This window comes from Gelidibacter sp. (assembly GCF_035577925.1).
GTDB lineage: Bacteria > Bacteroidota > Bacteroidia > Flavobacteriales > Flavobacteriaceae > Gelidibacter.
Map to the genome: position 1 here is coordinate 1 of NZ_DATJCY010000154.1, position 12,755 is coordinate 12,755.

Below are 12,755 nucleotides of genomic sequence, written 5' to 3' on the forward strand. Positions count from 1 at the left end.
GATAAGAACCGATTATAGCAAATATTATAATGAGCGTGTTAACTATTACAAAGACTCCTTTACAAAATCTGGCGCGGGTACCATCGATTGCCGTTTGGATGAAAGCTATGTCACAAAACTATTGGGCTACTTTAAACGCAGAGCTTAATCAATGAAGAATTTAAAGTTAATAATGAAGAAATTCGATTTCAATTTTGGAAAAAGTGCATTGGGCAGCGGTCATCTGTCATCCGTCCTTTTTTCTTTTTTCTTTTCTCTATTTTCTATTGTCTCTTTCGCTCAGGTCAAATCGTCCATTGATTCTACAAAAATCAAGATTGGAGAACAGATTACCTATAAGATTGAAGTTGAAGCCGACTCGACCGATTTGATCATCTTTCCCGAAGGCCAAACCTTTATGCCTTTGGAAATGATAGAATCTTACAAAATTGATACGACTAAAAACAACGACCGGTTCAACCTTATCAAAAAATATGGTTTAACACAGTTCGATTCTGGTCATTATACCATTCCCCCACAAAAAATCATCATTGGCACCAAAGAATATTTTACCGATTCGTTGAAAGTAGAAGTCAATAATGTTTTGGTCGATTCTACAAAACAAGGGCTTTATGACATCAAACCCTTTATACAGGTCGAAAAAAGCAGTAGCGATTGGTGGAAAACAGCACTTCTTATTTTAGCGATTATTGCCGTTGTAGCGTTTTTAATGTATTGGTTTATTTGGCGTAAAAAACCATTGACCGAAGAAGAAGAAATTGCACTTTTGCCACCTTATGAACGCGCCAAAATAGCCTTAAAAAAACTGGACGAATCCAATTATCTACAACATGCCGAGCTTAAGGATTATTATTCTGAATTGACCTTTATTATTAGACGGTATTTGGATGAAAAAGTATATGATCGCGCACTGGAAAGCACAACCGACGAATTGATCAACCGATTGACTTTGCTCAAAGATGGCAACCAAATTGAATTGTCCAAAACCGACATCAGAAACATCGAAACCATTTTAAAACGTGCCGACTTAGTGAAATTCGCCAAATCTGCTCCAGATGTTGAATTGGCCAAAATAGATAGAGATACCATCGATCTTCAAATTGACAATGTCAAACAAGCATTGCCAGAACCCACAGAAGAAGAAAAACTACTGGATCAGCAATATAAAGAAGCCCAGGAACGTAAAAAGAAACGTCGTAAAATCATTATTACAGTTGCCGTTTCCTTGTTTTTAATCGTGGCCACCTTTGTTGGTTTCTCCATAAAATATGGTTTCCACTATGTTAAGGATACTATTATTGGCAATGACAGCAAAGAACTTTTGGAAGGTGTTTGGGTAACCAGTGATTATGGCATTCCGCCTATTTACATTTCCACGCCTGTGGTTTTGGAGCGCGTAGAATCTAAAGCTATTGATACCATTACCGATGCCAAAGTTAGCGCTTTTGGTTATGGCACTTTATTAAGCCCGATAAATATCATGGTCAGCACCACGAGATTGAACGTTCCGGATTCTGTTCAAGTAGATTTAAATATGGTTGTTGAACGCAATCTGCAAATGTTGGAAAACAACAACGTTAAGGACATCATTACCAAAAGAGAAAAGTTTGTAACGCCCAATGCTGCCGAAGGTTTGAAGGTATTTGGAACGGCCTCTTTCCCTAGCGTGATACCAGAGCGTTACAGAAAAGGAGAATACGTGTTTTTAGCCTTTACCACGCAGAATATTTTACAACAAATTATTTTGGTTTGGGATGCCGAAGATCGCTATACTGCCGACATTATGCAACGTGTCCTCGACTCCATTGAACTTAAAAAAGACGAATGATGCTGGAAGGAATTAATTTTTTGAACAAGGAGTTTTTCTGGCTGTTTTTATTGCTACCAATAGCCATTGTCTGGTATGTTTTTAAGCATCATAAACAAACTGCCGAACTTAAAATATCGACCATCAATGGTTTTAAAATCACCAACTCCTGGTTACCAAAAGCCAAACACGGTCTGTTTGTTTTAAGATTATTGGCATTGGCATTAATTATCACCGCATTAGCACGACCAAGAACTACCGATGTTTCGACAAAAACAAAAACCACAAGAGGTATAGACATTGTCATTGCCATTGACGTATCGGCCAGTATGTTGGCCAAGGATTTATTGCCCAACCGTTTGGAAGCCCTAAAAAAAGTAGCCTCCGAATTTATAAACAGCAGACCCAACGACCGTATTGGGATTGTAGAATATGCTGGAGAAGCCTATACCAAAACGCCAATTACAAGCGATAAAGCTATTGTATTACGCGCGCTTAACGACATTAAATACAATACTACTATTGAAGGCGGAACGGCCATTGGATCAGGTTTGGCAACGGCAGTCAACCGTATTAAAGACAGTGAAGCCAAAAGTAAAGTTATTATTTTACTGACCGACGGGGTAAACAACAGCGGTTTTATCGATCCAAAAACAGCTGGTGAACTCGCTGCCGCGTATGACATTAAAGTTTATACCATTGGTATTGGTACGAACGGCATGGCACTGTCACCTATTGGGATTTTACCTAATGGCAATTTTCAATACGGACGTGTTCAAGTGGAAATTGATGAAGTGTTGATGAAAGAAATTGCCGACATCACCGGAGGCCAGTATTTTAGAGCAGATAACAATAAAAAATTGGCCGAGATTTATGAGGAAATCAATAAACTTGAAAAAACAGATGTCGAAGAGTTTAAGTATTATAATTATGAAGAAAAATACCGTCCGTTAGTTTTATTGGCTTTTGGACTGTTACTTTTTGAATTTTTAATGCGATCAACGGTATTCAGAAGTTTTAATTAAGAATATAGAGGATAGACGGTAGAGGACAGAGATAGCGATAGACATAGAAAGACAATAAGAAATGTATCAATTTGAAGAAAAAATATGGTTTTGGGGGTTAATGGTCATACCATTACTTGTTCTTGTGTTTTTGTTATTACAATGGTGGAAACATCGTATGCAACGCAAATTTGCGAGTAAAACCTTATTCAAAAGATTAAGTCCAAACACATCGGTTTTCAAATCTGTTTTAAAAGTGTTTATACTTTCCCTTGCTTTTGGATGTTTGACAATGGCATTGGTCAATCCAAAAATTGGCACAAAACTAGAAACCGTCAAACGCGAAGGTGTTGATATTGTCTTTGCCATCGATGTTTCAAAAAGTATGTTGGCGGAGGATATTGCTCCAAACCGTTTGGAAAAATCAAAACAGTTGGTCACGCAAATCATCAACAATCTGGCAAGCGATAGGATTGGGATAATTGCGTACGCCGGAAAAGCATTTCCGCAATTACCGATTACCACTGATTATGGAGCGGCAAAAATGTTCCTTCAAAGTATGAATACCGACATGCTTTCATCGCAAGGTACGGCCATTCATGAAGCCATTGAACTTGCAAAAGACTTTTATGATGATGATCAAGACACAAACAGAGTTCTCATCATTCTTTCAGATGGTGAAGACCATGGTGATATTGCTACAAAAGTAGCCCAAGAGGCCTATCAAGAAGGTATTCGGATTTTTACCATCGGAATTGGTGATGTCAAAGGAGGTCCCATCCCAGAAAAACGCAACGGCATTGTTGTCAACTATAAAAAAGACAGAAATGGCGAAACCGTCATCACAAAAATGGATGAAAATACCTTAAAAAGCATTGCTAAGGAAGGACACGGATCATACATCAATGGTAGAGATACCGGAAAAGTAGTAGAACATATCCGAGATATTTTGAATAAAATGGATAAAACAGAATTTGAAGCCAAGCAGTTTGCCGATTTCGAATCGCAATTTCAATGGTTTTTGGGCGCAGCTATTTTCTTCCTTTTTATTGATATATTGCTACTCGAAAGACGTACATCGTGGTTAAAACGTTTAAATTTATTTAACGAAAACCCCAAGTAACTTTAAGAAAACATTATCACACCAATAGCAATAGTTTTTTTAGATTTACGAACTATTTAAAAATGAGAAAGATAAAATAAATTTTGAATGAATTGGACTTATAAAGAGCTCTCCTCAGCACATTATACAATAAGTTCATAATGACATAGAGCCATGAAAAAACTAACATTTCTACTCTTATTTTTTACATGTTTCGCTTTTTCTCAAGATAAGAAGATTGAGAAGGAACAGCAGTTGGCTATAAAAAAATCAAATAATTTGATTTATCACGCCAATGAACTTATGGATGACAACAACTTTATATCCGCAGAAAAAGAATATCGCAAGGCCATTTCCCAACAATCCTCTTCAGTAGCCGGAGTTTACAACTTAGGAAACTCGTATTACAAGGAAGGTAACTACGATGAAGCTCTTTATAGACAACAACAAGCGGCTAAAAATGCCACTGAAAAAGCGGATAAACACAAGGCATTCCACAATATTGGCAATATCCTAATGAAAGAGAAAAGATGTAAGGAAGCCGTTGAAGCCTATAAAAGTGCTTTAAGAAATGATCCTACGGATGATGAGACCCGTTATAATCTTGGATTGGCAAAAGAATGTGCCGATCAGCAAAAAGACGATCAGCCAGACGAAAACCAAGATAAAGACAAAAACAAGGATAAAAAAGACGAAAGCGATCAAGATAAAGATCAGCAAGATCAAAAAGATCAAGACAATAAAGATAATAAAGACGACGATAAAGGTCAGGATAAAAAAGACGGTGATAATAAAAAAGATCAGGGCAAACCAGAAAACGAACAAGGTAAAGAGGAAAATCAAGAGCAAAAACCACAACCTGGAAAACTGTCTCCTCAACAAGTAAAAAACTTATTGGAAGCCATGAACAATCAAGAACAAAAAGTTCAGGAAAAAATGAATGCCGAAAAACAAAAAGGCGTCAAAATTCAAACGGAAAAAGACTGGTAAAAATAAGTTATCGGTTTTCAGTTGACAGTTATCAGTTGACGGATCTCGGAAATTCAGAATAAAATTAAAAAACTTCAAAATCATCAATCGTTAATCGTTGTACGTTAATTTTTATTTAAATCATGTGTTTAAAAACATAATTAATATTATTTTTAATTTTAACAAGTATCACCAATCAACAATCACTAATCATTTTGTACGTTAATAGTTATATTAGTAAATGAGTTTAAAAACATACATAACCTTATTTTTTATCATAGCAAGTACAAGTTTTGCTGCTGCACAAGTAAAGTTTGAGGCCAAAGTAAGCAAGACTAAACTTGGTGTTAATGAACGATTGCGTGTGGACTTTGAGATGAATACGGATGGTGATAATTTTAATCCGCCATCATTCAATGACTTTACCATTGTTGGTGGTCCCAACCAATCAGTGAGCCATTCATGGGTCAATGGTGTACGATCATTCAGCAAAACATACAGCTATTTTTTAGCACCAAAAAAAACAGGCAATATTACCATCAATCAAGCTACTATTGAAATTCAAGGCGAAATTTACAAAACATCGCCCGTCACCGTTCAGGTTACTACTGCGGTAAACCGACCAAATGATCCTGACGATGTGGATAATGTGGCCGATGACAATTTGCATCTAATTGCTGAGATTTCTAAAGGGAATCCTTACCTTAATGAACCTGTTACCATAGTATATAAACTTTATGTATCTCCTGATATTGGAGTCACTAACTTTAGAGAGCTTAACAGTCCAAAGTACAATGATTTTTGGAGTCAAAGTATCGATTTAAAAGATAATAAAATTCAAAATGGTCAATACAACGGCCGTGAATATCGCTATTTAGTGATACGCAAAGTCGTTTTATACCCTCAAAAAACAGGTAAAATAGAAATCGAACCTTTAAGTCTTGAACTTGCTGTTGAAGTGCCTACCAGCAGACGGGATTTTTTTGGTGGACGCATGATGGCCCAAGTAACCAAAACTGTTTCTGCCGGAAGTAAAACGCTTCAGGTAAAAGAACTGCCCGAAGCAGGCAAGCCAGACGATTTTAGTGGAGCCGTAGGTAATTTTGATTTTAAATTGATTACTTCAAAAACGGAGTTGAATGCCACCGAATCTTTACAAGCGCGACTGGAAGTCACTGGCAACGGAAATTTAAAATTATTCCAATTACCTAAATTGACCTTACCAAGCGCATTAGAAGTTTATGAACCGGAACACACAGAAAATGTAAAAACCACTTTAGATGGTATGCAAGGTCGAATTTCTGACAGCTACACTATTGTACCGCAATATAAAGGCAAATACCCGATTCCGAACGTCAATTTCTCATATTTCGATTTAAAAACAGAAACTTATAAGACCATTTCAACAGGCGAACATGTGCTCAATGTGCTTGAAGGCCCAACAAACAGCACCAATTCTGACAGTCAGATTGCAAGTGTAGGAGAAGGTAAACAACGCGTTGAACTTAGCAGTGACCAATTTGCTTTTGTTAAAAGCAATCCTAATCTTCAACCTATTATTTCCGAACCATTTTTTAAATCATCATGGTATTGGAGCAGCTTACTACTGCCCCTTTTAGCCATTCCGTTAGCCATGGTTTTCCGTAAGAAAAAAGCCGAGCGCATGGCCGATGTTCAAGGTAATAAAATACGTAAAGCTGATAAACTTGCGAGAAAATATTTGAGTGAAGCCAAGAAAACATTGGGTCAAAAAGAAGCCTTTTATATTGCACTTGAAAAAGCATTGCACAATTACCTAAAAGCTAAATTGCATATTGAAACCAGCGATTTCAGCAAAGACCACATCAAAGAATTGCTACTAAAACGTAAAGTGGACGAAACGGTAATCAATGATTTTATAGCCATTCTTGACAGCTGCGAATTGGCACGTTATACGCCTTTCTCTGAAGTGACCATGCAACATGACTACGACAAGGCAGCAAAAACCATTTCATTAATTGATAAACAAATCAAATAAGATGAAATCGATTATTTATATATTGATATTTTTAATTGGCTGTATGGGATTTGGCCAAAACGGACTCCTTTTTGAGCAAGCCAACGATTTGTACAACAAAGGTGATTTTGAAGATGCCATCACAAAATATGAAGCCATTATTGGTTCTGGAGAACATTCGGCAGCACTGTACTTTAATTTGGCCAATGCACATTATAAACTCAATCATATTGCACCAAGCATATATTACTATGAAAAGGCTTTACAACTAGATCCTAATGATAAGGAAATCAACAATAATATTGCATTTGCACGCAATATGACCATTGATGCCATTGATAAAATTCCAGACGTTGGATTTTCTAAATTTTCAAAAACCATTACGAACTGGCTAACTTTTGATAATTGGGCAAAATTATCAGTGCTTTTAATGGTCCTTTTTGTGATTTTCTATTTGGTCTATTATTTCAATTATGGCACCACTCAAAAAAGACTGTCATTCATTATGGCAATGACCTTTTTAATCGCATCAGGATGTGCTATTGCCTTGGCCTATAATAATTATGCGCTTGTTAAAAACGATCAACCCGCTATTGTTTTTGCTAAGGAAAGTCTAGTAAAAAGCGAACCTAATCTTAGAAGTTCCGAATCGTTTAAACTTCATGAAGGCACAAAAGTCCAAATTTTGGATACCGTCGACAATTGGAAAAAGATAAAACTTGCCGATGGAAAGACTGGTTGGATTCCCAAAGCTGACATCAAAGCGCTTAATTCCATTGACTTATAATCTCAAATTGCTTTTCGTACTAAAAGCAGTTTATAGCATGTTAAAAAACGCCCCGGTTATTTAACATTTTCTTAAACTTCAAATATTATATTTGCGCTTGCCGAATCGCGATAACATGAAAAATAGCGTTATTTCATACTTATTTATACTAATTATTACTGCATTTGCGGCGGCACCTACCCTTAGCATATTAAGTGATTCGATAGACAGCGTCATCTTCTATAACCTCAATGAAGAAGATACTAACACAACAAATGAAAACATTAAAGTATTTAAAATCAACAATTCTTTTGAACGGATTCAACATATTTCGTTTTTTGAATCTATAAACAAAGACTTAAATTCCTTCTTTACCATTTTATATGCACAAATTACTACTGAGTGCATATTGCCTCCTCCCGAATTGGTATAATAATCATTAGGTCATCCATTTAAGGTGACAACCAAAAAAAAAATCATGGTTATAGCTCTTTTTGAAGCTAAAAGCCATTGTATTATCATTTATTATATCTAATTCAAAAAAAATGAATTTTAAAAAAAGTTTATCCCCATTTCAAAAGTATGTAAAAACTGAAAGCCTTAGCGGTATCTTTCTGTTAACGGCCACCCTAGTCGCCTTAATTTGGGCCAATTCTCCTTGGGGCGAGAGTTACCAAAATTTATGGCAATACGAAATGGGTTTTACATCCGAAATTTTCAGCCTTAACAAACCTCTTATTTTATGGATCAATGACGGCTTAATGTCCGTCTTCTTTTTTATAATTGGTTTAGAAATCAAGCGCGAATTTCTGATTGGCGAACTCAACTCGGCCAAAAAACTGGCTTTTCCATTATTTGGAGCAATGGGTGGCATGGTATTTCCTATTCTGTTTTTTGTCATATTGAACAATAATCCAGAAACAACTCACGGTTGGGGCATTCCGATGGCTACAGACATAGCATTTGCACTTGCGGTTTTAAAAATTTTGGGCAACCGCGTTCCGTTGTCTCTCAAAGTGTTTTTAACAGCATTTGCTATTGTTGACGATCTTGGTGCTGTTTTGGTTATTGCTCTTTTTTATAGTGATAATATTGAGTTTACCTTATTGCTTATAGCTTGCGGTATTCTTGCATTAATTTTTATACTTTCTAAAAAAGGATATTATTCTAAATTTTTCACAATTACCATGGGTGCTGTAGTTTGGGTTCTATTCCTTAAGTCTGGTGTCCATCCTACTTTATCTGGTGTTTTATTGGCATTTTCAATTCCTACGTATCAAAGAATTGCGACAGGTCCATTTATCGCTCAACTCGAAACAATTACACATAATATTAAGAATGCCACCAAATTAAAAGAACCAATTTTATCCAAAGAGCAAATTGAACATATTGACATGCTCCAAGATTGGACCGAGAAATACCAATCGCCGTTACAATCCTTGGAAAACAAATTGCATGATTGGGTTGCCTTTGTCATTATTCCACTATTTGCATTGGCTAATGCCGGCGTACAATTTAATAGTAATCATGATCTTGATCAAGGACTAATTATGACTTTAATACTAAGTTTAATTTTAGGAAATAGTATCGGCATTAGCTTAATTGTTTTTGTAGCGAAAAAACTAAAAATCACCCAAGTCCCTAAAGACATCAACAACCAACATATACTTGGAGTTTCGTTTTTGGCAGGAATCGGATTTACCATGGCTATATTTATTGCCAGCTTAGCCTTTAAAAATAACCCTGCTTTGGTAGATTCAGCAAAAATAGGCATCTTGATAGGGTCATTGATCTCGGCCATCATTGGGTATTTAATTTTGCGTTTCAACCCTTCAAATAAGAGCATTAGCCAATAAAAATAGATTGGTTTTATCTGGATAACTCTATTAGATAATGGATCATCTTGAAATATAATAACATGAGTTTTATGCTGTCAAATACTAATAAAAAAAAGATTTTATCCAAAGTAAAACCAGATTTTGACTACCTTTAAACCCCACATTTAGATGATGACTCCCCATCACTATTAAAATAGCAAAGCTCATGGACTTAGAATTGGTATTTAAAAACAATGAAAACTGGATCAGTGAAAAACTGGCCAAAAATCCAAATTTCTTTAAAGAACTTTCAAAAGGTCAAAATCCTGAATTGTTGTTTATTGGATGTTCGGACAGCCGTGTAACATCAGAAGAATTAATGGGCATGGGGCCTGGTGAAGTGTTTGTACACCGTAATATTGCCAACATGGTCATCAGTATCGACCTTAACGTAATGTCCGTGGTAAATTACGCAGTTAATCAACTAAAAGTTAAGGATATAGTGGTGTGCGGGCATTATGGTTGCGGTGGTGTAAAGGCCGCCATGCAATCGGCCGATCTGGGTATTCTAAATCCATGGCTTCGTAATATTCGGGACGTTTATCGTATTCATCAAAATGAATTAAACAGCATCCAAGATGAGGAAAATCGATACAACCGATTGGTAGAACTCAACGTCCAAGAGCAATGTGTAAATTTAATCAAAACCGCAGCGGTTCAAAAAGCAAACAGAGGCCGAGGATTAAAAGTACATGGTTGGGTATTTGATATGCGAACAGGAAAACTTATCGACCTAAAAATTGACTTCGATAAATACCTCAGTAAAATCATGGAAATCTATCATTTGGAATAATAATTAGAAGCCGATTTCCTAAAGATTAATGGATGTAAAGAAGCGGTTTTTGGCATGAAATATCCCCAAAGCCATTTAAGTTGCTCTTTCTTTAATTGGCCTACAATATTGTATCAAATTTGAGAGATTAAGTACTTAGAATTCAACAAAATTGAAATTCCACATCGGCACATCCTAACTTCTACCGCCTCTTTATTTCTGCTTGCCAAGAAAATTTTAGTTGAGCATGTAGATTCTTACTCTAATTACATTGAAATAAATCGACGTAAGTTTTGGTCGATTAATGGTTATCACTTCACTACTTATGATGTTGATAAAATGAAGAATATACCAACATCTCACATTTATAAGATTCTTATATCATAAATAATATTAAAAAAAAAAGACAATATTGTTTTTATTTAGATTCATTCTATATAAATTTGCCGCAAATACAAGTTTTATTTTAATTCAGTCTAATTAATATTAGCTGGATTTTAAAACTGACAATCAACAAAACAAAATCATCATGAAAAACATCGCAATAGCTGTCATAGCCTTAATCTTTGGCCTTCCAGCTTTAGCACAGGACAATATCTTTTTAGACAAAGATTTCTGGAATGCCAAACCAAGTATTGAAACCATCGATCTAAAAATCAAGGAAGGCCATGATATTGCACAGGCCAACAGCAGCAATTTTGATGGCGTTACTCAAGCTATTTTACAAGATGCACCCTTAGAGTCCATCAAATACGCCATTTCCAAAAAAGGAAACGACGTTAACAAATTAACCCATGATGGGCGTACTTATATTTTTTGGGCAGCCTCCAAAGGCAATACTGAACTAATCACATATCTTATTGAAAATGGCGCAAAAACGAATATTACAGACGATAAAGGCAGTAGTATTATCAATTTTGCAGCAAGTTCTGGTCAGAAAAACACCAAAGTGTACGACATTCTTTTACAACAAGGTATTGAAATAAATACGGACGTCACGCCTTCTGGCGCCAATGCCTTATTATTAGCTGCCCAACACGACAAAGATCTTAGTTTGATAAATTACTTCACTTCCAAAAACGCAGATATCAATAGTGTGGATGCTAAAGGCAATGGCGTTTTTAATTATGCAGCCAAAACAGGAAACATCACTTTGATGAATGAATTATTGAAAAAAGGAATCCAAGGAAATGACACTGCTTTCATTTTTGCTAGTCAGGGTGCCAGAGGTGTGACCAATGGTATTGACGTTTATAATTATCTCGAAAGTGTTGGACTCAATCCTAATGTGGTTTCCAAAGATGGCGAAAATCCGTTGCACGCTTTAGCTTCAAGAAGTAAAGATTTGGCGGTCATCAACTATTTTATCAATAAAAATGTAGATGTCAATCAACCAGATGTGCTTGGAAACACACCATTTATGAATGCCGCCACTCATAATAATCTTGAAGTCGTAACACTGCTTTCTAAAACCTTAAAAGACATCAATCAGACTAATAAAAAAGGCGAATCGGCATTAACTTTGGCCGTTGCCAACAATTCTGCAGATGTGGTTGCATTTCTGTTAAGCATCAATGCCGATGTTGCCATTGCCGACCATACTAATGAAGGCGCTAATTTATCCGCCTATTTAATGCAATCCTATTCACAAAAAAAAGAAGAAGATTTCAAACAGAAACTTCAACTTTTACAAAATAAAGGCTTTGAATTTGGAAAACCACAAGCCAACGGAAATACCATTTACCACTTAGCTTTAGATAAAAATGACCTTGCTGCTGTCAAATTTATCAAACCTTTTAATGCTGATGTTAACGCCAAAAACAACGAAGGCATTACTGCTTTGCACAAAGCTGCAATGAAAGCAAATTCTACCGAAATTTTAAAATACTTAGTTTCTATTGGCGCAAAAAAGGAAATCACTACAGAGTTTGATGAAACAGCTTACGATTTGGCATCAGAAAATGAATTGCTCCTAAAACAAAATGCATCCTTAGACTTTTTAAAATAATCAAAACATCAAACTGTGTTTTACCCATCACAGTCTGAAATCTTATTATCATGAAAAAATTATCACAAATCATAGTTTTTAGTCTTGTTCTTTTTGGACTCTTTTCATTCACTAACAATGCGCCATCAACCAAATATAAATGCATGGTTCAAATGACCAACTACACGGGTGAGGCTGCTTATATTGTCATTTCGTTGATTGATCCCAAAGGGAATTATGAAAAAACCCTATTCGTTCATGGTAACGATGCACAATGGTACAATACCATCGAAGAATGGTGGCAAAAATTTCATAGCAAAAAACGATCAAATATCGATGCCATTACCGGAGCGACCATTTCTGGGGGTGGAAGAAATATAACCGTAATTGATATTGATGATTCAAAAATAAATGCGGGATACAAGATTCGTTTCGAAACCGCTGTTGAAGATCAAAAGTACCATACCAGTGATGT

Annotated in this window: 11 protein-coding genes and 1 pseudogene; all 12 read left to right on the forward strand. The window is 35.9% G+C overall.

Features of this window, described 5'->3' with window-relative positions:
- Positions 1 to 148, forward strand: a pseudogene (locus VNJ50_RS05415) (DUF58 domain-containing protein); the annotation flags it as partial.
- 24 nt (positions 149 to 172) lie between these two features.
- Positions 173 to 1,828 carry a BatD family protein gene (locus VNJ50_RS05420; RefSeq protein ID WP_325579785.1) on the forward strand — a complete coding sequence of 552 codons (1,656 nt, stop codon included), beginning with the start codon at positions 173 to 175 and terminating at the stop codon, positions 1,826 to 1,828.
- Complete coding sequence (locus VNJ50_RS05425) at positions 1,828 to 2,832, forward strand: VWA domain-containing protein (RefSeq protein ID WP_325579802.1); 1,005 nt, start codon at positions 1,828 to 1,830, stop codon at positions 2,830 to 2,832. Before VNJ50_RS05420 ends, VNJ50_RS05425 begins: the two co-directional genes overlap by 1 nt.
- Positions 2,833 to 2,893: 61 nt before the next feature.
- Entirely contained in the window at positions 2,894 to 3,934 is a 1,041-nt protein-coding gene (locus VNJ50_RS05430; RefSeq protein ID WP_325579786.1) for a VWA domain-containing protein, read from the forward strand.
- Between the two features lie 153 nt (positions 3,935 to 4,087).
- Positions 4,088 to 4,903: a tetratricopeptide repeat protein gene (locus VNJ50_RS05435; protein ID WP_325579788.1), complete on the forward strand. Its 816-nt coding sequence runs from the start codon at positions 4,088 to 4,090 to the stop codon at positions 4,901 to 4,903.
- 220 nt (positions 4,904 to 5,123) lie between these two features.
- Complete coding sequence (locus tag VNJ50_RS05440; protein ID WP_325579789.1) at positions 5,124 to 6,899, forward strand: BatD family protein; 1,776 nt, start codon at positions 5,124 to 5,126, stop codon at positions 6,897 to 6,899.
- A gap of 1 nt (position 6,900) precedes the next feature.
- Complete coding sequence (locus VNJ50_RS05445; RefSeq protein ID WP_325579791.1) at positions 6,901 to 7,665, forward strand: tetratricopeptide repeat protein; 765 nt, start codon at positions 6,901 to 6,903, stop codon at positions 7,663 to 7,665.
- Between the two features lie 115 nt (positions 7,666 to 7,780).
- Positions 7,781 to 8,077 (forward strand): hypothetical protein, encoded by a 297-nt coding sequence (locus VNJ50_RS05450; protein ID WP_325579793.1) that lies wholly within the window; start codon positions 7,781 to 7,783, stop codon positions 8,075 to 8,077.
- Between the two features lie 112 nt (positions 8,078 to 8,189).
- A complete protein-coding gene (gene nhaA / locus VNJ50_RS05455; protein ID WP_325579795.1) occupies positions 8,190 to 9,500 on the forward strand; it encodes a Na+/H+ antiporter NhaA in 1,311 nt (436 codons plus the stop codon).
- Positions 9,501 to 9,687: 187 nt separating this feature from the next.
- Positions 9,688 to 10,314 carry a carbonic anhydrase gene (locus VNJ50_RS05460; protein ID WP_325579797.1) on the forward strand — a complete coding sequence of 209 codons (627 nt, stop codon included), beginning with the start codon at positions 9,688 to 9,690 and terminating at the stop codon, positions 10,312 to 10,314.
- Between the two features lie 508 nt (positions 10,315 to 10,822).
- Positions 10,823 to 12,301, forward strand: a complete 1,479-nt coding sequence (locus VNJ50_RS05465) for an ankyrin repeat domain-containing protein (RefSeq protein ID WP_325579799.1) — start codon at positions 10,823 to 10,825, stop codon at positions 12,299 to 12,301.
- A gap of 50 nt (positions 12,302 to 12,351) precedes the next feature.
- The coding region (locus tag VNJ50_RS05470; protein WP_325579800.1) for a DUF2271 domain-containing protein at positions 12,352 to 12,755 on the forward strand (404 nt) is incomplete at its 3' end.

Bases quoted from the DNA above. Each gene is read 5' to 3' on its own strand.
- VNJ50_RS05440 (WP_325579789.1), top strand. From the start codon at position 5,124: ATGAGTTTAAAAACATACATAACCTTATTTTTTATCATAGCAAGTACA.
- nhaA (WP_325579795.1), top strand. From the start codon at position 8,190: ATGAATTTTAAAAAAAGTTTATCCCCATTTCAAAAGTATGTAAAAACT.
- VNJ50_RS05430 (WP_325579786.1), top strand. From the start codon at position 2,894: ATGTATCAATTTGAAGAAAAAATATGGTTTTGGGGGTTAATGGTCATA.
- VNJ50_RS05450 (WP_325579793.1), top strand. From the start codon at position 7,781: ATGAAAAATAGCGTTATTTCATACTTATTTATACTAATTATTACTGCA.
- VNJ50_RS05425 (WP_325579802.1), top strand. From the start codon at position 1,828: ATGCTGGAAGGAATTAATTTTTTGAACAAGGAGTTTTTCTGGCTGTTT.
- VNJ50_RS05465 (WP_325579799.1), top strand. From the start codon at position 10,823: ATGAAAAACATCGCAATAGCTGTCATAGCCTTAATCTTTGGCCTTCCA.
- VNJ50_RS05445 (WP_325579791.1), top strand. From the start codon at position 6,901: ATGAAATCGATTATTTATATATTGATATTTTTAATTGGCTGTATGGGA.
- VNJ50_RS05460 (WP_325579797.1), top strand. From the start codon at position 9,688: ATGGACTTAGAATTGGTATTTAAAAACAATGAAAACTGGATCAGTGAA.
- VNJ50_RS05435 (WP_325579788.1), top strand. From the start codon at position 4,088: ATGAAAAAACTAACATTTCTACTCTTATTTTTTACATGTTTCGCTTTT.
- VNJ50_RS05420 (WP_325579785.1), top strand. From the start codon at position 173: ATGAAGAAATTCGATTTCAATTTTGGAAAAAGTGCATTGGGCAGCGGT.